The sequence below is a fragment of the Mesorhizobium sp. M0960 genome (genome assembly GCF_040319055.1).
Classification (GTDB): Bacteria; Pseudomonadota; Alphaproteobacteria; order Rhizobiales; family Rhizobiaceae; genus Mesorhizobium.
On the sequence record NZ_JAMYNN010000002.1, the window covers coordinates 177,651 to 202,443 of the forward strand.

Sequence of the window (24,793 nt, forward strand, 5' to 3'; positions counted from 1 at the left end):
TATCAACGGAAGACCTATGGCCGCAGGCATGCTTCCATCGGTCGACTGGTCGGACCCGCCCGCCTCAATGAGTAGGACCGTTCGGGCAGAATCCTCTGCCAACCGGCTGGCCACCACACTACCGGCCGAACCAGAGCCGATGACCACGTAGTCGTATCCTCCTTTCCTGGGGGACCGCACGACTTGGATCATCTGGGTTCCCTCGATCCATGGTTAAACGGCCTGGCAACCCTGCCCAACGGGGAAGGCCACCATCGCGTCGACGGTGCGCCTGAGCTGCTGCAGGATCAGGTTGTCTTCAGAGCGGCCAGCCGCTGACGTCCGCAGTTTGATGTGGGCTGGGTCGGCGGTGGATGGCTGACGACAAGCTCATCGTTCACTCCCGATCGCGTCCGATCTTCTGGCGATCCGGTAAACCTGCGCAGGCGGCGCGTTTGCGAAGACCCATTCCATAAACGTCGCCTCAAGCCCGATCCGGTCGAGAACGGTGTCAGGTACTGGGCACCGCCAGCCGTAAGTGAACTGATAGACGGCTCCTCCCGGCCGAAGAATGTGAAAAGCGCCGTACAGAATGGCGAACACACGCCAAGCCGGCATAGTAGAAAGCGGGAGGCTGCTGATCACCGTGCCTATTTTTTCCCCGTCAAAGGGATTGCATCGCCGCAACTCCGTTGCGTCGATATCCAGCAACGCGGCAGCGGGGAACTGCCGACGTAGCACGCGGGCAAGGGACGCAGCGTTTTCGACGAGCGCAATGCGCTGCTGAGGCACGCCGCGTATGATAAGCTGTCGGGTGAAGACACCGGTTCCGGGCCTAAGCTCAACCACCGGAGACTGCGCAGAACCTATTTCGCGAGTCATTGCCACTGCCAGAGCTCTCCCGGAAGGCACGAGCCAGGCCGTCCGGAAGGTATCCGACATCCAGGTTCGAAATAGAGTAGTAGGATCCAACATTGCGGAGCTCCGCATACCGACTGGCAGTATTTGTTATCCGTAAGCCTAAGGCGGAAAACGCCGATCAGGCAGCAGAGTTAAGGGCTGGTGCTGGCCGGAAAGTGTCGAAGGGGTAGCGCGGGAGTTAGTACGGAAGTCCTAGAACCTATAGCCCGCCATGAGCATCCCTGAAGGCTGCACTGTTTTCCGAACAATCGGACTGTCCTTCGCGTCGCCCGTGAGGAAGCCAACCCCTGCCTGCCCGCGCACAAACCAGTTTTGCGATGCCATGTACGTTACCGAAGCTTCGATATCGAAGCGCTTAAGCCCTGCACCTGCATCGTACTGCCGCAACCCCGATCTTGCCGACTGCAGAGCAGTCACCCCAAAGTAGCTTTGCATGTGATTTTTGTCTGCGAAGGTCGCCGACGCGCCCGCAGAGAGAATAAATGCGTTGTAGTGATGGGAAACGTTTGCGCCGATTTGACCAATCAGACCGTCACTGCCCCCGAACGTCCTGTCGACAGATGTATAAATTTCCATCGGCCCCATTTCGTATGAGATCTGCGCTCCGACGACGCCGCCGCCGTCAATGTCACCGAGGCCTTTCAGGTGCTTGGAGTCCTTTTCCTTTCGCCCTCCGCCTATGTCATAGCCGCCCTTCACCGAGACCTTGAAACCGTTGGATTCTAGCACATCGATGCTCAGGCCGCCCGGATCAATGGTAAGACGACCAATGGTTGCGGAGATCATCGGTAGCGGGACGAGTTCGAACTCATCGGATCCTTCGTATTTTGGCGCGTACATAGCTCCGGCGGCAAGCATCACGTTCCAGTCGGCAAGCTTCTGGCGTATGGGGCCGTACCGTCTCTCGTCGACAGCATCCGCAGAGGGCACTGTTGCAGCCGCTTCATTCTCGAACGGTTCAGCTGCGCCTGCTTGGAACGGCAAAAAAGCCACTGCTGAGAGGCTCGTGGCGACAAGAGCATCCCGCGAGCGGGTTGAGCGAGACTTTGTGGCTGGCATGCGAATCGTCTCCTGGGGATGGTGGAGGTATTCAAAGACGGCAAAAGGGAAGCCCGACACAGTCGTACCTCCAGCGCACGCACTATCTCGGACTACGACATTGCTTTGGGTTTAGTGATGTTAAGACATGTTGCGGCTCGACCCGTCTGGGTTGCTATGGCGGGGTAACAATCGCGCGGCCTTCGCTCAGATCACGCACATCAGGAGCCAACTAAAAACTGTGCTTTAGACGAGTTGGCTCAGCAACTGTGCTACACCGGCAATCAGCCCCAACACCAACAGCAACAGCGAGGTATTCACCGACCATTTGATGACGAGGTACAAGGGGCGGTTCGTCGACTTCAGCGCCCTGGTGCCTGCTAGGAACGGCGCGAGCCCCGCAAAGACCCTGTTAGCGAAGCCACGATGGTCTTCCGGGGTATTAGGCACCACCGTGGCTCGTGTCAGGCCTTCGTAGAAGAAATTGAACACTGCACCCACCGGGTTCAAGGGCCTTTTGACATCGCACATGAGGATGAGCCGATCGCAGTCGGTATCGTTGCGCACGAAGTGCAGGTAGGTCTCATCGAACATGATGGCCTCGCCGTCGCGCCAACTCAACTTGCGGCCATCGACATTGATAAAGCAGGCGTCGGAGTTCGGGGTGACAAGACCGAGGTGGTAGCGCAGTGACACGGCGATCGGATCGGCATGCCGTGTCAGTTGCGCGCCCTTGGGAAGATAGGCAAACATCGCTCCATGGACGCTTGGCACGCTCTGGAGGATCTGGACCGTCTTGGGGCAAAGGCGTTTTGCTGAATGGTGCTCATATCCGTACCACTTAATGTAGAAGCGGCTCCAGCCGTACTTGAAGAACGTGCGGAAGCCGACGTCATAGGTTCCCGCCGTGCCCGGTCGTTTGGTGGCGTCGAAGTAGTTCTGGCGCAGCAGTTCAAGGCCTTCCTGGCGAATGGTGTGCCAGTTTTGACGCAGCACCTCGAGTTCAGGAAAATCGGCCGGGTCGAGAACAGCCCTTGATCCGTGCGGCAGCGTTGTCATGTACAAGGCACAATTCAACGGCGAAAAAATTGGCCATCCCTTGCGGATGTATTCAGACAGGCTTTCGTAGCGAACTTCACCCCGGAAGCGGTAGACGTACACGGTGCTCGCGGCCACTAGCGTGACCATGACGACAAGAATTAGCATGAGATTTGCCCAGAATGCGCCAGTTGCCGCGATGTTGAGATGCTTCCGTTGCGCCGACCCAAGTCAGACACTTCAGAATGTGTTCATCCGAGGCGCGCTCGCACGTTCGGATGGCGGCATTAGTCCAGATTCGTCGTTGCATTGGATTTTGTGTTGTTAAGAGTTGTTTTCGGTCCAGACGATTCATCACGGACGGTCGCCGGACGACCATCCGGCCGATGAGGGCCGGAGCCAAACCTTGCTCGAAATGATCTGCTATGCTGGGAGCGTGCTTGGTATGGCCGCTTCGGCCTACGACTTTCGCCTGACATCACTCGCTGCGCGGGGGATTCCAAGCTTCAACTTTCGCGTTCGACGAATGATCAGCTAAAACGAACGTTTGGCAGCTATCACGACTTCGTCGACTAGGTCTCGTCTCAGCAAATCGATGGGAATACTGCCCTCGAGGTAAGGTGAAGGGCGAACGAGCCATGACCACGCAAGCCTTGGCTGCTTTGCCAGCGCGAACACTTCAGGTATTCCGGCAACGGGTCTGCCGTCAACGAACTGGGCCAGCGGGAACACGTGCCGGCCGAGGCCCTTGCGCAATGCGATAACCTGGTTGCGTTTCTGCCAGCGGTGCAACGTCGATCTCGGAATCTGCAGATTTTCCTCGAGGTATGTTGGCCCGACAACCGCGCCTGCCCAGTCTTCAAGACGCATCGTGGCAACATCGGCGAGTCGCCATCGCGTCAAATAGGGTTCAGACTCTCGCCCCGCATTCACTCGCGCCAAATCGGCATTTGTTTGTTCAGACGGCCCTGTGCCCCTGGATACATTGTCACGAAGAAACTCCGTCTTGCGCCTGAATTCGGTTACGGGCTCGAAGTAGGTAACAGAGTCCGGTTCGCGCGTTGCGCCGCCGAGCTCGCTTTCGTTTCCCGAGCTTGCCACCGCACCTTCTATTACCTGCCTGACGTCCGTAGTCTCGTGATCATAGGTCACCATGCAACCCCAGCGATACGGGCTTGGGCCTCCGGGATGATCCGCGCAACGGAAACTGTCCGCGCTGATAACACCCGGAACCTTCATCACCTTGTCGCGATACAAATATGCGCGCTGATCATCATCGGACCCCATCAAGGCTTTAGTCAGGATGATCAGCTTACGAGAGCTCATAATCGGACCTCTATTGCGATTTAGGTGGAAACCTTTTTAAAATAACGGTCTCCATTGCTTTTTAAAGCAATAATTTGTTTGAATAGATTTAGAAATATTTTCGGATATTTCCATTCTTTTCGATTTTGATCGAGCGTTTCCACCATTGCCTCTCTGACCTAGAGCGCCTGAGATGCCGTTGCTTTGCGGCGATTGAACGAGAGGGCCGGGCCCCTGGTCGAGCGCTACCGCGATCTGCCTTTTCTCTACTACCGCGCAGCGCCGGAAAGCTAATGCCGTCCGACGGTCATGCGAAAAGCCGGAAAGAAAACGGTCCGCGGCGCCCGCCGCGGACCAAGCCAGACCAGACGAAATCTAGAACGAGCGCTGCATGCGAAGGATACCGCCGACACCATCGGTCTTGGCGTGATACACGCTGGCACCCTTGTTGTAGTAATCGACTTCTGCCGTGGCGGTGAGGCCGGGGACGAGGTCGTAGGCAACGTTGGCAGCGACACCGAGGGTCTTGCCTTCGTCATACGAGGCCTGGAGGTTGAACGAAGTCTTCTCGTTGAACTTGTAGGTGCCACCACCCCAGACTGCCCACTCGCCATCCCATAGCTTGTAGAAGTTGTGAGCAGCATTCGAGTCCGAACCGTAGCCGCCGATAACAAACAGCGACAGTTCGTCGGTGGCGTTCACGTCCAAGCGAACTTTGCCCGCCACTTCTTCATAGTTGCTGTCATAGGCGATGACGCCAGTGACCGCGCCCCAGCCCTGCGTGTACTTCACGCCGCCAACGACATGCGGGACATAGCTGTCGATCGTGTCGGCGCCAGCGCCCTCTTCGAGCGAGACCACGGCCGAAAAGCCGTTGCCAGCGTCGAAGTAGTACTGGATGACGTTGGTGTCGAACGAGCCGTATGGGACGATCGTGTCGTCGATGACGTTGCCGGCGTAGCCGATGAACGTATCGAAGGCTGATTCGTCCTTACCGACGCGAAGACCACCGAGCTGCATCCAGGCGAAGTTCAGCGATACGTCCTTGTTACCTGCCTGCCAGCCAGCGCCGCCAACCAACGGGCCAGCACCATCCGGGTCAGCATAATCGCCGCTGCTGTTGCCGAAGTTGAACCGGGTCTCGGTGTAGGTCTTCAAGGTGCCCATCTCGGTTTCCTGACCGGTGTAGGTCCTCAGCGTGAAGCGGGCCTGCTTGTAGTAGGTGTCGTTTGTTTTGCCGGTTTTGAGATGATCCGGAACGTTCTGCGCGCCCTCCCGGTCACCGACGCCGACGTCGTAGCGGATGTAGCCGCCGATGCGCAGGCAGATTTCGGTGCCGGGGATGTAGAAATAGCCAGCGCCGTAGACGTCGCAAATCTTGACGTATTGAGCAGGTTCCGGCTCGGCAACGACGACGGCGTCGGCGGCGCGAGCACCGGAAACTGCGACCAGGGCCGCAGTTGAGCCGAGAAGCAGGCTCTTGATGTTCATTTTCTGACCTCCAGTGAAGTTAAAAGGGGCTGGCCAAGATCTCAGCCTCGATCCCCGTCCACGAAGCAGCGTGACGCGCCGCCTCTCCGCAAGGGATTATCGATGGGGTCGAATTGATCAATGGTATTTTGCGATCTTGTGACGACAATTACTAAGTATATGCACTCATGTTGCGTAAATATCACCTATTTCGGCACGAATTGTACTTATAATCCGCGTGGAACTGATGGCACATTTGCAACGTATGTTACGATTTTACATTTCATCGTGAAATACTCTTCTCCCGCAGCCAGTTCACGATGTTTGGTCGTTCGGGAGAAGGCCTCCTATGCAATCGCGTCCGTTAGCGCGCGGAAATATGCCCAATGAAGCAATTTCGATCGGGTCGGGCCGAGACAGGCGCTGGGCAGGTTTGGCTGGCGAGGGAGCAGCCCGACAGTTGCGCAGTGACCGAGCGCGCCGGCCTCGGCATAAGGCAAGCTCACCGATCGCCGTGGCCATGTCGGTTGCCGATGGAACTTTTGACCGGAGCGAACCCGCCACGGTGGCCGGCAACAAAACTTCACCGACCGCCTTGGTTTTGTCCCGCTTTTGACATCGCCAGGATCTCGGCCGCGGCTACGTTCGAATGCGATAAAGACGGAGACCGTTTATGGCCCATGACGATCTAAAGCGGGCAGACATCCTGAAAGACCCACTCATAAGACAGATGATGCGTGCGGACCGGGTCTCTTTGAGAGAGATGAAGAAACTGCTTCAGGATGCGGCGGCGCGGTCGCGCCGGTGTCATGGCAAGGACGAGCCCTTGCGGACGCAGGAGACGCCGCCCTCACCGCGATAAGACTTTGAACGCGGCTGTCAAACGTCACGCATCCTGCGTCCTGCTACGTGGTCGACTGCCTGCCCTTGGCGAGCGCCTGCCGCGTTGAAGCCTGTCGTTGCATCTCGTCAGTCTTGCTGTTTTTGAGCGGAACAACCTGCTCCGGCGGCAACGATATAGTTGCCCGTAGCCCATGCGGCGATATGTTCTCGAGCAACAGCGAGCCACCATGGCTCTTTGCGATCTCATCCGCGATCGAAAGACCCAGACCAAAACCGCTGTTGGTATTCGAGGATCTGGCCTCATCTGCCTTGAAAAAAGGCTCTAGAGCCTTCTCGTGGAGACCTTCTGCAAGGCCGGGGCCATCGTCTTGCACAACAATGGACACTTTGCTTGGCGGGAAATTGGACAATTGGACATGCACGATCTTGCCGAATCTGACGGCATTTTCCACGATGTTGGTGACTGCCCGCGTCAGCCCTTTCTGCTTGCATGAATATCCGAATCTCTCGGGGCCGACGTAAATCACTGTGTGTCCAACATCGGAGAACCCGGCAACGATTGTCTTTATCAGGGCCGCAATATCAACTTTTCGAAGCGGCTCGTCGCGGGCCGTGCTGCTCAGATACTGGAGGCTTTCCTCGATCATCGCTGTCAATGTAGCGATATCCTCAAGCATCGCTTGTTTGGACGGGATCTCCTTTGATCGCTCCACGCGCATTCTTAGCCGCGTCAGTGGCGTTCTCAGGTCGTGGCTCACTGCGGTCAGCATCCGCGTGCGGTCATCAACCATCTTGCGAATTCCGCGCCGCATGTCGTTAAGTGCCGTTGCGAGGGTGCGAAGCTCCTTGGCGCCTGCGACAGTGAACAACTGCTCCTCGTTGCCGTCGAGGCGCAGGCTCTTTGCAGCCTCGGCGAAGCGGACGAGAGGCGACGTGATCACGCCGCCGATATAGAGGACCAGCAGAAGCATCGGCAGGATCAACATCAGAATCTTGGCAATGAGTTCGACAATCGTGCCGAACACGGCTGGATAGGTATCGGCGTCAGAGAACCGGACCAGGAGGCCGCGCTTTGCGTCGACACGCACCGCCAGGGCATTGTGTTCAGCATCCTGCGGAACAACCGTGGCCTCAAAGTCAGAGGGCAGCACGTCGCGGAGATCATCGGCGATGAATTGCATATTCCCTTGGTGGCTGCTTGCGACGTTAAGATCAGGCCACGGTAAAACGCTCATCTCCAGACCGGTGGGAGCGCTCGCGCGCAGCAGCTTCTCGGCGTCGGCATCGTCCGCGCTGTTTCTGAGTTGCTCTACGATCAATTCGATCTGCGTGCTTCTGACCGCCACCACTTGCTTGGCCTGGAAGATGTACGGCTCCGGCAAGAGCGCGACAACGCTAAGGAGCACTGCCGGAATAGGGATCGCGGCGAGCACGACGAACTGGAGCCGAATGGGCGCCCGTCTGAACCGACCGATCATATGGCTACCGAGACCTCCGGAGTGAAGATGTAGCCTCCCAGCCGCACTGTCTTGATGAAAGTGGGCTCCTTATAGTTCGGCTCTATCTTTTGCCGGATACGGCTCACATGCACATCAATGCTGCGCTCGACAGGTCCGGCAGCGCCAGCGTGGGTACGCGCAAGTATGTCGTGCCGGTTCATCACCTGGCGAGGATTCTCGCAGAACACAAGCAGCACATCGAATTCCGCCGTCGTAAGCGGCACATGCACACCGTCAACGTCAGTTAATTCGCGTGTGACAGGGTCGATGCGCCAGCCCGCGAACGTCATCGGGTCTTGGCTTGGCCTGACTTGGCTTGAATAAGACGAACGGCGCAACAGCGCCTTTATTCTCGCCAACAGCTCCCTGGAGCTGAACGGTTTTGTAACATAGTCGTCGGCACCCATTTCAAGCCCAACGACCCTGTCCACCTCTTTCGTCAGAGCGGTGAGCATAAGGATGGGCGTCGTATCGGATGCCCTGATCCTTCTGCAAATGCTAAAACCATCCTCTCCCGGCAGCATTCCGTCCAGCACAATAAGGTTGAACTCTCTCTTTTTTAAGACGCGGTCCATCTCCATCGCCGATCCGACCGTCTCGGCAGCATAACCAGCATCCTTCATCAACTCGATCAGCATGGTGGCTATATCCCGGTCATCCTCGACGACGAGGATTCGGGCTGAAGCTTGAGTTAGGACATTGTATCCGAGGCTATCCATAGGTTTGGCCATTTTCGTTGCCCTTTCCCTTCCGGAATAACACGCTGTACATGATGGCTGTCAGCAACAATTGTGTTTAGTTTTGTTGCTGCGCCCCCCACAGGCCGCCTCCGGGCCCGACAGCCGCTGCATCTACGGCCCATGAATGACGCGCACCGGTGCTTCCGGCGGGCCGCTCAGCCGCTGCGCCTTAGCAACTCTTAACAATACAAAACCCACGGCAATGACAAAACCGGACTAATGCCCCAGGCGCGATTGCGAAGAACATTCGCGAAATGTGCGGTGCTGCCGGTGGAGACTTAGATGTTTCCGCCGGGTGGCGGCCCCGGAACAAGGCGGTAGACATGCATCGACTAGTGGCCATCATCATGATGGCCTTTCTTGCTGGCTGTTTCGCGCCGGGCCGTAATGCCTGCCAATCGAAGGCCGCGATGAAGGCGGCCTATCGCAGGATTGTCGGTATGGGCGGTCTTGGAGCGTGCCTGATCGTGTCAGGCTGCACGACTGTGGCCAGCGTTCAGGAACCTGATTTGAAGATCGCGAATGCCTGGCACGCGACCTTTCCGCATGGCGGCCGGGCCGGCGATCTCGTGTCCTGGTGGTCCACGTTTTCCGATCCATCGCTGACGGCCCTCATTGCATCTGCGCAGGCGGAAAGCCCCAGTCTCGAGTCGGCCGCTGCAGAGATCGAGAGGGGGCGCGCCACGCTGACATCTACGCAGGCGAGCCTTTTTCCGGGGCTTGGCGGCTCGGGATCGCTCGCCCGCTCCGGCACCGGCGGCAACAAAGCCAACCAAGTTGCTGCCGCTACGACGGTGAGCGGCAGCCTCGACGCTTCTTGGGAAATCGATCTGTTCGGCAAGACTCGGCAGAGGAGCGAGGCTGCGCGGCTGCGGGTACACGAGCGCACCGCCGATTGGCACGATGCGCGCGTCTCACTCGCGGCGGAGGTGGCGGACTACTATATGCAGTACCGTGCCTGCCGGCAGCTGGAGCAAGTTTATACCACCGAACTCGCCTCGCAGCGCGAGACGATCCGGGCAATGGAAATGGCCGCAACCTCCGGCCTTACGTCGAGCGCCGACCTCGCGCTAGGGCGGGCGAGTGCTGCTACCTCGGCCTCGACACGGACCGCCCAGCGTGCCGAGTGCGAGGTGCTCGTCAAATCTCTCGCCCGCCTTATCGGCGGTGACGAGCCTCACGTCCGCGATATTCTGGCGATGGGCAAGCACGGGTTACCCACGCCGAGGACCCTCAAGCTATCCGCCGTGCCTGCCGACGCCTTGCGGCAGCGCCCCGACATCGACGCCCTTGAGCTCGAGGTCGCTGCATCGCTCGCCGAGATCGGCGCGGCAAAAGCCGATCTCTATCCGAGTCTCAGCCTCAGCGGCTCGGTCACGATCGACAGTTCATCGCTGATCGGAACCTCTCTGCCCTGGTCCTTCGGCCCGGCCATCTCGATCCCGCTCTTTGACGGTGGTTCGCGCCGGGCGGCAGTGGGCAGCGCGGCAGCCGCATATAAGGTGGCGGTGGCCGCCTACAAATCAGGTGTGCTGGACGCGGTCGCCGAAGTCGAGACCGCACTCGTGCGGATCGACAGTACGCGACGGCAGATCGGCGACGCCAGTGTCGCGGCGCGCAACTATCGCGCCTACTTCAAAGCCGTGGATTCGAACTGGAAGGCCGGTGGCGCAAGCCTGCTCGACCGCGAGGAAGCCCGGCGTTCGGCGCAGTCGGCGGAGGTCTCGCTCATCGAAATCCGTCGTGACTCCGTGCGCTATTGGATCGCCCTCTACAAGGCGCTGGGCGGCGGCTGGGATGCGAGCGCCTCCTCATCCAAGGACCTGCCGCAAACATCGAAAGAAAACCTGCTCTGATGCGATCTTCACCTCTTCTCCTCGCCGCTACCCTGAGCGGGATCCTTGTTTTCGCCGTAGAGCCCGCGCTCGCGCAACAGAACGAGGCGGCAGCGCTTACCGTCGCAGTGGCAAAGCCCGCGGAACGCCAGTGGCCTGAAACGATACCCGCCAGCGGCTGGCTGAAGCCCTGGCACGAGGCGGTCATCGCCGCGGAAATCGGCGGCCTGCGTGTGACCGATGTCCTTGCCGATGTCGGGTCGGTTGTCTCAAAGGATCAGCCCCTGGTTCGGCTGGCCGACGAAACGGTGCGGGCGGAACTGCGCAAGGAAGAGGCTGTCCTGGCAAGTGCCAAGGCGGACCTCGCAAAAGCCAGGGCTAGTGCGGACCGAGCACGCAAGGTGCAGGGAAGCGGTGCGCTTTCTGAGGAGAAGATCACTGAATACCTGATCGCCGAGCAGACTGCGATCGCGAGTGTCGAATCCGCCGAAGCCTCGCTGGAAAGCCAGAGGATCAAGCTTGCTCAGACGACCATTATGGCCCCGGACGACGGGCTGATCACCGCCCGTTCGGTCCAACTCGGCGCTGTCGTCTCCTCCGGCACGGAGCTATTCCGTCTCGTGCGCCAGCAGCGCGTCGAGTGGCAGGCGGAAGTGTCTGCACGTTATTTGCCTCGCATCAAAGAAGGCCTGACCGCCACGATCATCAGCCCGGAGCGGCGGCGCGTCAAAGGGACCGTGCGGCTCGTGGGGCCGACGGTCAGCACCGATACCGGAAGGGTGCTCGCCTATGTGGCGCTGCCGGCGGGCGCGCACCCACCCATCGGCCTCTACGTCACCGGCCAGATTGAGCTTGCGACCACGCAGGCCCTCACCGTGCCCGAGACGGGCCTCGTGATGCGTGATGGCATCGCTTACGTCTTCACCGTGGGTACAGACGGGCGTGCGTCACGCGTCCGAGTTGAAACCGGCCGCCGCAATGGCAGCGAAGTGGAGATCCTCTCGGGCCTTGATCCCTGGGCCGACGTGGTGACGGCGGGCGGCGCCTTCCTTTCGGACAGGGCTCTTGTCCGGGTAGAGGAGGACGCACGATGAACTTTTCCGCCTGGTCGATCCGCAATCCGGTTCCCGCAATCCTGCTATTCATCCTGCTCACCGTTAGCGGCCTGCTCGCCTTCGATCGCTTAGCGGTACAGAATTTCCCCGACATGGTGCTGCCGACTGTCCAGATCAACGCCGCGTTCGAAGGTGCCGCACCGGCCCAACTCGAAACCGAAGTCGCGCGCAAGATCGAGGACAAGCTCGCCTCTCTGAGCCTCCTAGAGCATGTCACTACCACGATTACGGACGGCGCGGTCAGCATCAATGTCTCATTTCAGCTGGAGAAGGACGGCGAGGCAGCGCTGAACGAGGTGCGCAATGCCGTCGACAGTATGAGCGGCGACCTGCCTGCCCAGATGCAGACACCAAGCGTGACGAAAACGACGGTGCAAGGCTCACCGATCCTTACTTATGCCGTGCGCTCCGTCCGCCTCAATGAGACGGAACTCTCCTGGTTCGTCGACAACGACATGACAAAGGCCTTACTTGCCGTGCCCGGCGTCGGCCAGGTCAGCCGCATTGGCGGCATCAATCGTGAGGTGCAGATCGATCTCAATCCCCAACTCATGAGTTCGCTCGGCCTCAGCGCCGCAACCGTTTCCGCGCGGCTCAAATCCATGCAGTCGGACGCTTCTGGCGGCCGGGCGGAAATCGGCGGCAGCAAGCAGGTGATCCGCACGCTCGGCGCGGTTTCTTCGATTGAGGCATTAAGGGCGCTCGCAATCCCGCTCCCAAGTGGCGCCCTGGTGCGTCTCGACGAGATCAGCACCGTTACGGACAGCTTCGCTGACCGGGGGTCCATCGCCTATCTCGATGGCGAGCCGGTGATCGCAGTGCAGGTCAAACGCTCGAACGGCTTTTCGGATACGGGCGTCGCGGCAGCCATCCGGACTGGCATGCAGAACTTCGCCGCCGCCAAGCCCGATGTTGAGATCGTCGAGGCCTACAGCACGACCGGGCCGATCATTGAGAACTATGACGGCTCCATGCACATGCTCTACGAGGGCGCCATCCTCGCGATCGTCGTGGTCTGGCTCTTCCTGCGCGACTGGAGGGCGACTGTCCTTTCGGCGGTTGCGCTGCCACTATCGGTCATTCCGACCTTTCTTGTGATGTATCTGGCGGATTTCAGCCTCAACACGGTGACGCTGCTCGCGCTCTCTCTCGTGGTCGGCATCCTGATCGATGATGCGATTGTCGAAATCGAGAACATCGCGCGCCATCTGCAAATGGGCAAACACCCGAAGGAGGCCGCGCTTGAGGCCGCCGACGAGATTGGCCTTGCCGTCATCGCCACGACCTTCACGCTCGTCGCCGTCTTCCTGCCGACTGCCTTCATGAGCGGTATTCCCGGCCTGATCTTCCGTCAGTTCGGGGTGACGGCAGCCGTGGCGGTCCTCGCCTCACTGGTCGTCGCGCGCCTGCTGACGCCGATGATGGCCGCCTACATGATGAAAGCGCATCCCGTCGAGGCAAAGGACGGCTGGATCATGCGCGCCTACATGGCCGTCGTCAGAATCTGCCTGCAGCGCCGCAAACTAACGGTCCTTGGCGTCATGCTGTTTCTCGGCCTTTCCATGTCGACGATCCCGTTCCTCAGTTCCGGCTTTCTGCCCGCTTCGGATGATGCGCAGACGCAAGTCACCTTGACGCTGCAACCTGGCAGCACCATTGGGCAGACGGAGGCGATCACGCGGCGAGCCGCCGAGATCGTTTCCCGACTGCCGGACGTGACGCATGTGTTCTCCTCCGTGGGAAGCGTCTCTTCGAATGACTTGATCGATTCCTCGACGACCGCCGATACGGGGGCCGCTTCCCTCGTGGTCGATCTCAAGAAGATCGGCGATCGCACCCGCACGCAGACCGAGATCGAGAATGATATCCGGCAGGCACTTTCCGTCCTTCCCGGCACCAGGATCGCTGTGGGGACGGGCGGCAACGGCACGACATTGGAGATCACGTTGGCGAGCGACGATTCCGATGCGCTCGGCCAGGCAGCCGGCGCGCTCGAAGAGCAACTGCGCACCCTCAGGAGAGTCGGCGCGGTCACCTCCAGTGCCTCCCTGCAGGCGCCGGAAATCCAGATCGTCACGAACCTCGACAGCGCGGCCGCTCTCGGCGTGACGGCGGAAGCGATTTCCGAGGCGGTTCGCGTGGCAACAAACGGCGACTATTCCTCTTCGCTCGCGAAGCTCAACCTGCCACAGCGCCAGCTTCCTATCCGTGTCCGATTTGACCCCAGCAACCGGACGACGTTTGATGACATTGCCAATCTTCGCGTTGCCGGCGCCAGGGGCAGCGTCGATGTTGGCTCGGTCGCCGAGATCAGCATCGGCGGCAGCCCGTCGGAAATCAGCCGCATCGACCGCTCGCGAAATGTCACGCTATCGCTCGAGTTGAACGGGCGCATCCTCGGCGACGTCTATCGCGAGGCACAGGCATTGCCTGCCCTTCGCAACCTCCCGGAAGGCGTCCGGCTCGTCGAGCAAGGAGAATTAGAGCGCAGCTCCGAGCTCTTTGGCAGTTTCGCCATCGCTATGGGGATCGGAATATTCTGCATCTATGCCGTGCTGGTCCTCCTCTTCCACGACTTCCTTCAACCGGTGACGATCCTTATGGCGCTGCCACTTTCTCTCGGCGGCGCCCTGCTGCCGTTGGTGCTGACCGGCACGAGCTTTTCCATGCCAGTGGTGATCGGGTTGCTCATGCTGATGGGTGTGGTGACGAAGAATTCGATCCTTCTGGTCGAATACGCGATCATCTCACGCCGCGCCGGCCTCTCGCGCTTCGACGCTCTTGTCGACGCCTGCCATAAGCGCGCTCGCCCGATCGTGATGACGACGATCGCGATGGGCGGCGGCATGCTTCCGGTAGCCCTCAGTCTCAGCGGCGGCGATTCCAGTTTCCGTCAACCCATGGCAATTGTTGTCATCGGCGGCCTGATGACTTCCACCGTCTTTAGCCTCGTCGCGATCCCCGTCATCTACACCTTCGTCGATGACTTTCTCAGGCTTCTCAAACGGCTTGCCGCCCTAGGAGAGCATGAGACCTCGCCGGCTTCCACACCTGAAGACGCAGTGCAGTTCGAGGCACCGCTTCGGCGGGAGCGGTCCTGGGACGCACCTCGACTACGATCCGGCCTTCGTGAAACAGGCGCGGGATCGAACTGGCCTGCCACGCCAGCGGACGGACTTTCTCATCCTCCTGCCGAACGACCCGCGCGTCGGAATTGAGGCCGATGAGTGCTAGCACTTTGGCCGCATTGGCTAGCCGCGCTGTCCGTCTATTCGGCCATGGCGGGTGCAGATCGCGAGCGCCTGCCACGACTGGCCAGCTGTCCGTCAAGTCCATTCTCATCATTCAGACAAAGTATATTGGCGACGTTGTTTTGACGTCAGCTTTGGTGCGCAATCTACGTCTCGCCTACCCGGATGCCACCGTGACCATGCTTTGCGCCCCCGGTCTTCGGCGGTTCATAGTCAGCCAAAACATCGCGGACGAAGCAATCGGGTTCGACCGCCGCGGCAAGGGAAAGAGCCTCTTCCAGCGGCTAAGAGCGTATCTGAGCTTGGTCTCTGATCTCCGCCAACGAAGGTACGATCTCACTATTGATCTGAGTGATTCCAAGACATCCAGGATTCTGCACCGATTGCTCGACGCGCCGCTGCGGGTTGGCTTCGATCCTCCCGAGAGGCCACTGAGATTCTGGGAGGTTCAACCGGCAAACGTTTACGCCGCCACCTGTGGTCACGGCGGCATCCACTATCTGTACCGATATCTTTCTCCTCTAAAGGCTCTCAACATTGACCTCGCTGACTGCACACCAAGGCTTATACCCACATGCGCCGCTCAAAGTGAAAGCGCACAAATCCTGGCGCAAAGGAGTTTGGTCAAAAACGCCTATATCGTCGTCCATGCAGGGGCACGATTTGAGGGGCGATGCTGGCAACCGGAGCGGTTTGCAGCGGCAATCGATGAAGTCTATGCCGCCACCGGCCTTCGGTCTTTGCTGATTGGTGGCCGGGACGAGACAACAGCCGAGCAGACAATACTCGCATTGGCTGTGTCACCTGTGGCGAGCGTGGTTGGGAAGGTCTCGCTTGAAACACTGACGGCATTGCTTGGCGACGCCGTTATCTTTCTAGGAAACGAGAGTGGTCCCATGCATCTGGCGGCATCAGTAGGGACTCCTGTCGTCGGCCTTTACGGCTTGACACCGCCGGACATATGGGGGCCGCTCGGAGTTCCGCATCGGATCGTGGCGCCTCGGCTGCCCTGCCAATGCGCTGCTCCCAACTTGTGCAAGCCGAACAATCCCGGTGGCGTCTACTGTGTGCATCGCGTGCGAGTAGAGGAGGTCACCACAGCTACCCTCGACCTGATCGAGTTCGAAACGCTCAAATCAATACCGAATCGTTAAGCTCAGCTCAGCTAGTTCGTTGAAGCGGCGGACCTAACAACTGGCCGGGTCGACGGCGAGCGGCCTAGGTCCATCAGATCAAAGCCGGGCCTCGATCCAGAACCGAGATATTGTAAACTACACTCTGCGTCTCATGAACGGCCAAGTCAGCAAAATACCCTATTCACCCCCGCCGTCGGTTACTGCTCATCGCCTTGAGATAGCCTCTTGCGAGTCGACAATCGCCTCCCGCGCTATGACAATGTCTTTCCGGGTGAGAGCATTGCATTCCCTCGCAAGCGCGATTCGAACCGTTATTGCGCGTTCATTTTCCGCAAGACGGCAGCGCGTTCCCGGATAACGAACATTCGATCCCAGCTAACGGCAATCGCATCCCACATAACGACAACGGATTTCCCTGTTAATTCACCGGCGGCCGCGAATATTCACGCAAATCTGGTCGATATTCCCTGACGCCTCGCGCAGGAAATCTCCCACTAAGTGGCTGACATCGCTACAAGATATTGATGTTCTGCCCGCCCAAAGCGCGCATTTCGCACAAATACCCTGCTTTTTGCCTGTTAGCAGGAAATATCAAACGGAGACTGGTTTGCCACAGACCGGTCGGTTCACCATGCTTTCAATAGGTTACCCGAGGGATGCATCGGTCATCAGCCGTGGACGCGTGCAAGGAAGTCGCGCACCAACGCAAGCGCCTCATCGAAATGGGTTTCCAGTAGCCAGTGGCCGGCGCCATCGAGGAGGTGGAACTCAGCTTGCGGCAAGTCGCGTTTGTAGGCGCGGGCCGATGCGGCCGGCATATAGCCGTCCTCGGGACCCCAGACGATCAGTGTCGGCGGTTGCCGTTTGCGCAGATAAGCTTGGTATTTCGGGAACCAGTTGAGGTTCCCCTCCAGCTTCTCCATCAGGCCGACCGCAAGCCGCCGACGGGCTGGCGTGTCCATCAGAGGCCAATGGAGTTTCCACAGATCCGGTGGCACGCGCTCGGCCACGGTCTCGCCAACTTCACCGATGAACTCGTGCCGGAAGCCCTCCTCGCTGACCGCATCTTCCAGCGGGCGATGCTTCTCGGACGTCTTGTCGTTCCAATACATCTTGATGGCTGCGTATTTCGGGCCGAGCACGTCTTCGTAGATGTCGCCGTTCTGGATGATAAGCGCGGCAACGCGCTCCGGATAGGCGATGGCGTGGCGCAATCCGATCTGCGAGCCATAGTCGTGCAGCCACAGCGCATAGCGGGATAGGCCGAGCGCGTCAGCGAAAGCCGCCAGAAACCCGGCATAGGCATCGAAATCGTAGCCGAATGCAGCCATGTCGGGCGTGGCGCTGTAACCGAAGCCAGGAAAATCCGGCGCGAACGTGTGCCAGCGATCTGCCAGTCCAGGCATCAGCCTTCGAAACTGATAGGACGAGCAGGGATAGCCGTGCGGCAGCAGAAGCACCGGAGCGTCGGCCGGGCCGTCCTCGCGAAAGAAAATAGCGTCTCCGTTAACTTTGACTTGGCGGTGTCGCAATTTTGCCTCCTCGATCGAAAGGCTGCAACCTCCCGCATCCCGTTGTTTACGATGCTCTCGCTGGAAGGTTCCGTGGAAAAATAGACGCGGCAACTGACTTCCAAAACACAAATACGGTGACAGTGCACTTTGTCTTGTTCGCGCGATTGTCGCTTTCTGTACTGCTCCGCTCGGCCAGTCCGGGCATGAGTTCGGGCCACGTGGTCCCCGCACCGTCCAAGGCCAATTCGCAAACTTATGACCAGGCGGAGGATTCCCGGTCGCGCCGTTGAAAGCGCCAAGGAACCTGCCGCCGATCAGATCGTTTCGCGGTATCTGGCCAGATCGACCGCAACGGAGGAGAGACATGCTCGAAATTCTGCATGCTCACAATCGCGCGACACCGAACATCGGCCGGCTCGGCCAGTTCGGGCTTTGGCACGATGCTGCGTGACGTCGACTACGTCCTGCGAAAACTCGACTGGATGCGCGCCGAAGGCATCTGGCCCAACGGCTTGCGATATCTGTGGACCGATGCATTCGGGGTCGTGCTCTACGTCTCGCTTTACACAGAAACTGGCGAACAGCGCTGGCTGGACGCGGCCGAGCGGCTGGTCGCCGATGTCGAGCGTGTGCTCGGCCGCCGGCGCGGACTGAGGATCGGCGAAGCGGCCGATCGCGACGGCCAGTACTTCCACTATCTCGCGATGTGGCTGTTCGCCTTGGCGCGCCTCGGCGATCTGAAGCCGGAATACCGCAAGCGCGGCATTGCGCTGGCGCGTGACATTCACCCGGCATTTGTGGTCCCCGGCCGCGGTGTGATCTGGAAGATGCAGGAGGATCTAAGCAGCCCATATCCTGGCTACGGTCTCGGCAGCATGGATGCCTATGACGGCTACGTCTCTTACCGGACGCTCGATGAGGACGCACTGGCGCCCGAGATCGCGCAAATGCGTGATCTGATGCAGCGCGATTGGCGCACCCTCGACATCGAGCAGGACCTCGGCCTCGGCATGATGCTGTGGCTCGCCCATTTCTTTCCCGACGAGCCGTGGGCCGAGGCCCAGACGAGGCGTTCCCTGCGAACCCTGGAAACGATGTGGGTCGACCCGCCCGGCTATTTCAGCCGTGCCCCATGGCTGGGCGACACCAAGTTCGCCTTCACCAATTACGGCGTTTCGCTCGGCCTGCAGGCCGCCGGTATCTGGCCGGGGCGTGTCGATAGGCTGAACGCCTTCTTCGAGGACTGGCGCTCCGGCGACGAATACGATCGCGAGGCGATCACGTGGGTGATGGCCTGCACCTCACATCTTCCTGGTGCTTTTCTGACCCGGGGTGGCGAGACAATGATTGAAAGCGACCAAGCTCGGGAACGTTCCTCTGCCGGCGCGGTTGTCGATGGAAGTGCACCGAGACGCAAGGAACGCGGTTGAAATGGCCATTCTCTTGGGAAAACCGGGAAGCTGTTGGGTGGCGGCAGCCAGATCCACGAACTATCCCCAGCTCGAAGGTTCGATCCATGCGGACGCCGTTGTCGTGGGGGCTGGAATTGTCGGGCTGACGACGGCGCTTCGGCTTTGCGAGGCGGGCCGATCGGTGGTCGTCCTCGAAGGCCTGCGCACGGGCGGCCAGGTGACCGGCCGCTCGACCGCCAAGATCACCACGCAGCATACGCTGATCTATCGTCATCTCATCGACACTGTCGGCCGGGAGTTGGCCCAGGTCTACGCCGATGCGAATTCCGCCGGCGCCCGACAAATCCGCGATTGGGTTAACAACTACGCCATCGCCTGCGATCTCGAGAGCAAGGAAGCCTATACCTACACCTGCGACGATCGCCGGCGCGCGGAGGTCGCGGCCGAGGCGGAGGCCGCGCGCCAGGTCGGGCTAGAGGCCGAGGTTCTCGAACGCGCACCGCTGCCTTTCGAAACGGCCGCGGCATTACGGTTCCCCGACCAGGCGCAGTTCAATCCGGCGATGTATCTGGTTGGTCTGGCGGAAGCGGTGACGGCCCGTGGCGGTCGGATCTTTGAAAACAGCCGCGCCACCTCGATCGACGAGGCAAGCCGCTGGCGCGTCGTCACAGATGGCGGCGCCGTTGATGCCGGGCACGTCGTCGTCTCCACCAACATGACGGTGAAGAGCCCCGTCGGCATGGCGAACCGGACGCAACCGCGCTGCCACACCGTGATGGCCTTTCGGATCGATGATCCCCTCCCTGTCGACGGCATGTTCATCGGCATCGACGAGCCGACGCATTCCATTCGCACAGGCCGTGATGCCGAAGGTCCGCTGCTGGTCACGCTTGGCCCCAAATTCAACACCGGCTGGGATGGCGACTTGGCGAAGCGGTTTGTCGAACTGGAAAAATGGACAAGAAAGAACCTTCCGGTCGGCGACGTCGCGTGGCGCTGGTGCAACGAGGACTATGATACGGCCGACAGGATCCCATACGCCGGCGAACCCGATCCCACCAAGGCCGCCGGCTTCCGCATTGCCACGGGCTTCAACGCCTGGGGCATCACCAACGGGACGGCCGTGGGAACGATGATCGCCGACCTGATTTGCGCCCGCCCGAGCCCATGGCAAAAACTCTACGATCCGGCGCGGCCCTATCCCGAGGACTTCCACAAGAATGGCCGCAGTCAATCGATCGTCTCGAGCACCCACGACATTGCGCCCGGCATGGGTGGCGTGATCGTCAGGGGAGACGAAAAGATTGCGGCCTGGAGAGACACCGAAGGCGCACTCCAGGCGGTTTCGGCGACCTGCACCCACAAAGGCTGCACCGTAACCTGGAACAATGTGGACCACACCTGGGATTGTCCCTGCCACGGCTCGATCTTCGCCGCCGACGGTTCGGTCATCCACGGCCCTGCCCGAAAACCGCTTGCTCAGATTACATTGTGAAGGCGGCCACTGTGAAGGCGGCGATCGGCGGCCCGCGTCACGCCGGCCGTTCGTAGGTTCCGACCAACTCCGTCTCCTCCAATGCGTGTTTCTGGGCTTGCTTCCAGACCTGATGCACGCCCGCCTGTCCTGGTACGCTGAGGCTCGGCACATCGAGCGCGGCCAGTAGGAAGTGGTAATGGTGGACGCCGTGCCCCGCAGGCGGCTGCGGACCATCGTAATAGGCATTGCCGAAATCGTTGGTGCCTTGCCTGAGGGCCGATGGGCCGGGCTTGCCGTCTTCGGCCTCGGCGAGTCCGCCGGCATCCGGCGGGATGTTGAAGACCGCCCAGTGCCCGAAAATCCCGCTTGGCGCATCGGGATCCCGCACGACAAGAACAAGGCTCTTGGTACCATCCGGAACACCGGACCACTTCAGCGGCGGCGAGACGTTCTGGCCGTCACGCGCATATTTTTCGGGAATTCTTCCGCCTGCCCGGAACGCCGGGCTGATAAGGGTGAGTGGCATTGCTATTTCCCCAAGGAGGTTGCGACCGAGAAACCCGCGCCGGCGCCGTTCACGCCGCTTGTTGAGCTTCGGCGATGCGTCTGATCTCTCCTGGCAGGGATTCCCAGACCTTGTGCATCTGTCCTTCTCCGACGTGATGGGCGAGCACCTTGGACACGACCCTGAAGGCATCCTTGGAATCGACCGGACGGGTGAATTCCAGCTCCGCCTTGATCTTGGCCAGAAACTCGTCGAGCGACCGCACCTTCTCGGGAGCTTTGGAAGGCTGATATTGGTCATAGAAGGCGCCGCGCACCAGAATCGGCAGCTGCGAGCCGAGGTGCGCTGCAAGATCCGGCTGCATACGGTCCCGCAAGGCGTGCAGCACCGCTCCGAGAACGTGCCAGGCGACCTGCCGATCCGGCCCAATCTCGTCCATGATCTCGTCGAGCCAGATGTTCGTGGTCTGCAGTGTCTTGTCGAATACGTCGAGTCCAGTGGCGTTCATCGAAATCCTCCTTCCATTCAAATCCGACTACGGCTGATACGACCAAACAGCCGTACCTGCCCGTTGTTCCCCGATGGGCATGCCCTGACGCGCATTCATTGTCGGAGGTTCCGCCAGGAGGGAATTCGGGCCGGCTTTTGCCGCTGTTTTTTCGACCGCCTTTCTTGGCCGGCGCTCGGAACATCCTCATGGGCGGACGAGTTTTATTTGCCGTCGCCGATCACATGGCGACGAGTGATGCAGACACGAGAAACAGGAGAAGAACCATGGCACATCACGATTTGGCGCCCAGGACGCCATCGCGCAGCCTCTACCCATCCGCGCGAGACCCGCTCACGTCATTTCACCGGCAGATTGATCGCCTGTTCGACGACTTCTTTGCGCCAATGGCCGAAGCGACTACGGCGGGCGGTCTTTGGCCGAGCGTCGACGTATATGAAACAGACCAAGCCTATAAGGTCACCGCCGAATTGCCGGGGTTCGAGCAGAAGGATGTTGAGCTCGAGCTGCGCGACAACACCCTCTCCATTACAGGCGAGAAGCGTTCGGAGCACAAGGAAGGCGACGGCGGCCGCACTTACAGCGAACGCAGTTATGGCCGGTTTCAGCGGACCATCCTCCTGGAAACGGAGATCGAAGCCGACAAGGTGCAGGCCACTTTCAGGAACGGCGTTTTGGCTGTCGAGCTTCCGAAGAATCCCGCTGCAAAGGACAAAACACGCCGCATAGAAGTGAAAGCGCGATAGTTGCCAAACTGAAGGCTGCCTCAGCAGGCGGCGTTCAGCCCCTGTGGAAGGAGAGCGGCGAGCACGGCGGCAACCGCTCAGGGCGAGCGTCTAGCGCCGGGGATCGTCCGTCGCCTCGGAAACGCCTTCGAGAGCGATCTTGGCGGCTTCCTCATCGGTCCGCCCGAGGTCGGCCAGGGCAATGACGCCGACGAGGCGCTTGTCGTGGTTGATCACCGGAAGACGACGCACCTGATGCTTGGCCATGATCTTCGCCGCATCGGTGATATCGGCATCGTCGAAGCACCAATAGACATGCTCGGACATGACCTCGCGAACGGTCGTGTTGCCGGCTGAGCGCTCCTCGGCGACGCCGCGCATCACGATGTCGCGGTCCGTCACCATGCCGACCAGCCTGTCATTCTCGCCGACCGGAAGGGCACCGAGATTGTCGGCCCGCATTTTCCGGGCGGCATCCCTGATTGTCGTGTTCGGGCCGACCAGTTCGGTCCGACGGCTCATGATCTCCTGAACTTGCATGGGATATTTCCTCTCTCTGATTGCTGAGGCAACAAGTCGCCAATCGCGCTGTTGCCGCGCATCGCGAGATTGCCAGCTGGCCGGACGAGGCTTGTGCGATCGCTATCCTCTCGATCCCGCGCCAATGCACGTGCCGGCACCTCGCGATTGAAACTATTCTTGGAACGTCCAGGCAGCGAGCGAGTTCCAAAACGGTAACCGGCGTCGCAGCCATCCCACGGGATGTCGCCGCAGGCTGGTGAAAAACATCCACCGGAAAAACAGATGCACGCGGATTGAAGATCATGGCTATCATCTTTTCAGATCGCCGCGAGGCCGGGCGGCGACTCGCCGGAGAGCTCGTTCGCTTTGCCGGGCGCGACGACGTGACCGTGTTGGCGCTGCCCAGAGGCGGCGTGCCGGTCGGCTACGAGGTCGCGCAGGCGCTCAAGGCACCGCTCGACGTCTTCGTCGTGCGCAAGCTCGGCGTCCCCGGTCACGAGGAGCTGGCCATGGGAGCGATCGCGCCCGCAGGCGTACGTGTCCTGAACGACGAAATCGTCAGCGGTCTCGCGATCCCGCCACATGTCATCGACGCGGTCGCCGCAAAGGAGGAAAAAGAGCTTCTGCGCCGCGAGCACCTCTATAGGAACGGGCGACCCCCACCGCAGTTGAATGGACGAACCATTATCCTCGTGGATGACGGGCTTGCGACCGGATCGACCATGCGGGCCGGGATCAAGGCGCTGCGAAAAAACCACGCCGCCCATATCGTCGCGGCCGTTCCCGTCGGTAGCCCCGACACTTGCGACGCGATGCGGGCGGACGCCGACGAGGTCGTTTGCGCGACGAGACCAGAGCCGCTGCTCGGTGTCGGGCGGTGGTACGTGGATTTCTCACAGACGAGCGATGAAGAGGTCCGCGCGCTCCTCGCCAGGTCCGTGCCCAAGCCTTCCGCTTCCGACAAACCTGCCGCTTCCGAAGAGGAATTGGCTGGGCACGCGAGTGCGGGTCCGGCGCCTGGCACCAGATCGACATAGCGGAGGTGGATATGGACCGGGATAGCGAGCACGTCGTGCATGTTCCCGCGGGCCTATCACGCACGAGGGCAATCTTTCGTTACCCCGGATGCCCGCGGCCTTGTGCTCTTCGCCCATGGCAGCGCTGGACGAAGTCGCGGATCTCGCGAGCCGATGGTTCTTGCGCCATCTGATTTCGGACAGATCGGTGTCCACGTCCTGACAGCTGGAGGTTGGATCACCAGTCCCGGGATCATTTGCGTCCTCAACGCGTTAAGGTCCTCGTAAAACAGCGCGCAGCTGCAACCCAAATGGCTGTCGCAACCCCTAGTTGGGAGAAAGACAATGCCGGACAAGAAAACCATCGAGAAGGCCCGAAAGGACAAGCGCGAGGGCAAATCGCCGAGCACGCAGGCCGGCGAGTTCGTGCACGAGGAGATCGATAAAATCCGCCGCGGCGAGCACGGCGCGCGCTCGACCCAGCAAGCTATCGCCATCGGGCTTTCCGAGGCGAGACGCGCAGGCGTAGACCTGCCCCCGCCCAAAAAGGGCAAGGTGAAGGAGAGCACGCGCAAAAGCGCCGAATACGCCTATGAGGCCGGCCAGGGCGAACGCACGCCGAAACGCCGCCCGCGGGTCTCGAAAGCCGTCTCCAAGGTGCTCGAGCACGAGCCGAAGAGCACAGCGTCGCACGAGGCGCTGGCGCAGCAGGCAAAGCGTGCGGCCTCGCGCCGGACGGCTGAGGAGCGTTCCGCAGCCGCAAAGAAAGCCGCCGAGACGAAAGGCGCCAGCGGAAGGAAGGCGGCGGCGCAAAAGGCCGCCAGAACGCGGGCACACCACGCATAGTTCAAAGATGGCAGTTCGGCTCTAGGAAACCCGATATGGCCCAAACGACCGGTATCGAGCTCCGCTCCTGCAGCGTGGGACGGTGCCGCTGCCCAAGG

20 protein-coding genes are annotated in these 24,793 nt (G+C 60.3%); 9 read left to right on the forward strand and 11 right to left on the reverse strand.

Features of this window, described 5'->3' with window-relative positions; all coding sequences use genetic code 11:
- Positions 1 to 369 precede the first annotated feature (369 nt).
- The 7 genes from NKH63_RS05875 to NKH63_RS05905 all read right to left on the reverse strand — a co-directional run bounded on the left by NKH63_RS05875 (position 370) and on the right by NKH63_RS05905 (position 8,824).
- Positions 370 to 861: a class I SAM-dependent methyltransferase gene (locus tag NKH63_RS05875; RefSeq protein ID WP_352788875.1), complete on the reverse strand. Its 492-nt coding sequence runs from the start codon at positions 859 to 861 to the stop codon at positions 370 to 372.
- A 231-nt stretch (positions 862 to 1,092) separates the two neighbouring features.
- Positions 1,093 to 1,959 carry a MipA/OmpV family protein gene (locus tag NKH63_RS05880; RefSeq protein WP_352788873.1) on the reverse strand — a complete coding sequence of 289 codons (867 nt, stop codon included), beginning with the start codon at positions 1,957 to 1,959 and terminating at the stop codon, positions 1,093 to 1,095.
- Between the two features lie 225 nt (positions 1,960 to 2,184).
- Entirely contained in the window at positions 2,185 to 3,144 is a 960-nt protein-coding gene (locus NKH63_RS05885) for an aspartyl/asparaginyl beta-hydroxylase domain-containing protein (RefSeq protein WP_352847271.1), read from the reverse strand.
- 366 nt (positions 3,145 to 3,510) lie between these two features.
- On the reverse strand, positions 3,511 to 4,302 hold the full coding sequence (locus NKH63_RS05890) for an antitoxin Xre/MbcA/ParS-like domain-containing protein (protein WP_352515605.1): 792 nt from the start codon (positions 4,300 to 4,302) through the stop codon (positions 3,511 to 3,513).
- 354 nt (positions 4,303 to 4,656) lie between these two features.
- Entirely contained in the window at positions 4,657 to 5,772 is a 1,116-nt protein-coding gene (locus tag NKH63_RS05895) for a porin (protein WP_352788865.1), read from the reverse strand.
- A gap of 884 nt (positions 5,773 to 6,656) precedes the next feature.
- Positions 6,657 to 8,072, reverse strand: coding sequence for a sensor histidine kinase (locus tag NKH63_RS05900; protein WP_352917699.1), 1,416 nt, complete (start codon positions 8,070 to 8,072; stop codon positions 6,657 to 6,659).
- On the reverse strand, positions 8,069 to 8,824 hold the full coding sequence (locus tag NKH63_RS05905; protein ID WP_352494212.1) for a response regulator: 756 nt from the start codon (positions 8,822 to 8,824) through the stop codon (positions 8,069 to 8,071). Before NKH63_RS05905 ends, NKH63_RS05900 begins: the two co-directional genes overlap by 4 nt.
- A 344-nt stretch (positions 8,825 to 9,168) precedes the next feature.
- Between NKH63_RS05905 and NKH63_RS05910 the strand changes: the two genes are divergently transcribed.
- The 4 genes from NKH63_RS05910 (at position 9,169) to NKH63_RS05925 (ending at position 16,188) form a co-directional block, all read left to right on the forward strand.
- A complete protein-coding gene (locus tag NKH63_RS05910; RefSeq protein ID WP_352855488.1) occupies positions 9,169 to 10,689 on the forward strand; it encodes an efflux transporter outer membrane subunit in 1,521 nt (506 codons plus the stop codon).
- The gene (locus tag NKH63_RS05915) at positions 10,689 to 11,762 is read left to right on the forward strand and encodes an efflux RND transporter periplasmic adaptor subunit (RefSeq protein ID WP_352917700.1); all 1,074 of its coding nucleotides are present in this window, start codon (positions 10,689 to 10,691) and stop codon (positions 11,760 to 11,762) included. The genes NKH63_RS05910 and NKH63_RS05915 overlap by 1 nt, the downstream gene beginning before the upstream one ends.
- Positions 11,759 to 15,001, forward strand: a complete 3,243-nt coding sequence (locus NKH63_RS05920; protein ID WP_352917701.1) for an efflux RND transporter permease subunit — start codon at positions 11,759 to 11,761, stop codon at positions 14,999 to 15,001. The genes NKH63_RS05915 and NKH63_RS05920 overlap by 4 nt, the downstream gene beginning before the upstream one ends.
- 212 nt (positions 15,002 to 15,213) lie before the next feature.
- The gene (locus NKH63_RS05925) at positions 15,214 to 16,188 is read left to right on the forward strand and encodes a glycosyltransferase family 9 protein (RefSeq protein ID WP_352917812.1); all 975 of its coding nucleotides are present in this window, start codon (positions 15,214 to 15,216) and stop codon (positions 16,186 to 16,188) included.
- Positions 16,189 to 16,838: 650 nt separating this feature from the next.
- Here NKH63_RS05925 and NKH63_RS05930 read toward each other — a convergent pair.
- On the reverse strand, positions 16,839 to 17,702 hold the full coding sequence (locus tag NKH63_RS05930; protein WP_352917702.1) for an alpha/beta fold hydrolase: 864 nt from the start codon (positions 17,700 to 17,702) through the stop codon (positions 16,839 to 16,841).
- Between the two features lie 362 nt (positions 17,703 to 18,064).
- Between NKH63_RS05930 and NKH63_RS05935 the strand changes: the two genes are divergently transcribed.
- Together NKH63_RS05935 and NKH63_RS05940 are read left to right on the forward strand one after the other, a co-directional pair.
- Positions 18,065 to 19,114 carry a hypothetical protein gene (locus tag NKH63_RS05935; protein ID WP_352860055.1) on the forward strand — a complete coding sequence of 350 codons (1,050 nt, stop codon included), beginning with the start codon at positions 18,065 to 18,067 and terminating at the stop codon, positions 19,112 to 19,114.
- A 1-nt stretch (position 19,115) separates the two neighbouring features.
- Positions 19,116 to 20,591: an FAD-dependent oxidoreductase gene (locus tag NKH63_RS05940; RefSeq protein WP_352494207.1), complete on the forward strand. Its 1,476-nt coding sequence runs from the start codon at positions 19,116 to 19,118 to the stop codon at positions 20,589 to 20,591.
- A 37-nt stretch (positions 20,592 to 20,628) separates the two neighbouring features.
- On the opposite strand, the gene NKH63_RS05945 is transcribed toward NKH63_RS05940, so the two are convergent.
- Both NKH63_RS05945 and NKH63_RS05950 read right to left on the reverse strand, forming a co-directional pair.
- The gene (locus tag NKH63_RS05945; RefSeq protein ID WP_352471470.1) at positions 20,629 to 21,099 is read right to left on the reverse strand and encodes a YbhB/YbcL family Raf kinase inhibitor-like protein; all 471 of its coding nucleotides are present in this window, start codon (positions 21,097 to 21,099) and stop codon (positions 20,629 to 20,631) included.
- Between the two features lie 49 nt (positions 21,100 to 21,148).
- On the reverse strand, positions 21,149 to 21,586 hold the full coding sequence (locus NKH63_RS05950; protein ID WP_352917703.1) for a DUF2267 domain-containing protein: 438 nt from the start codon (positions 21,584 to 21,586) through the stop codon (positions 21,149 to 21,151).
- A 266-nt stretch (positions 21,587 to 21,852) separates the two neighbouring features.
- On the opposite strand from NKH63_RS05950, the gene NKH63_RS05955 reads away from it, so the two are divergent.
- Positions 21,853 to 22,332: an Hsp20/alpha crystallin family protein gene (locus tag NKH63_RS05955; protein ID WP_352917704.1), complete on the forward strand. Its 480-nt coding sequence runs from the start codon at positions 21,853 to 21,855 to the stop codon at positions 22,330 to 22,332.
- Between the two features lie 90 nt (positions 22,333 to 22,422).
- Here the strand turns inward: NKH63_RS05955 and NKH63_RS05960 are convergent, their stop codons facing one another.
- Positions 22,423 to 22,851 (reverse strand): CBS domain-containing protein, encoded by a 429-nt coding sequence (locus NKH63_RS05960; RefSeq protein ID WP_023677862.1) that lies wholly within the window; start codon positions 22,849 to 22,851, stop codon positions 22,423 to 22,425.
- Between the two features lie 284 nt (positions 22,852 to 23,135).
- Here NKH63_RS05960 and NKH63_RS05965 point away from each other — a divergent pair, with 284 nt between their 5' ends.
- Both NKH63_RS05965 and NKH63_RS05970 read left to right on the forward strand, forming a co-directional pair.
- The gene (locus NKH63_RS05965; RefSeq protein ID WP_352480831.1) at positions 23,136 to 23,870 is read left to right on the forward strand and encodes a phosphoribosyltransferase; all 735 of its coding nucleotides are present in this window, start codon (positions 23,136 to 23,138) and stop codon (positions 23,868 to 23,870) included.
- A gap of 324 nt (positions 23,871 to 24,194) precedes the next feature.
- Positions 24,195 to 24,695 carry a DUF6496 domain-containing protein gene (locus tag NKH63_RS05970; RefSeq protein WP_023678569.1) on the forward strand — a complete coding sequence of 167 codons (501 nt, stop codon included), beginning with the start codon at positions 24,195 to 24,197 and terminating at the stop codon, positions 24,693 to 24,695.
- Positions 24,696 to 24,793: the final 98 nt, after the last annotated feature.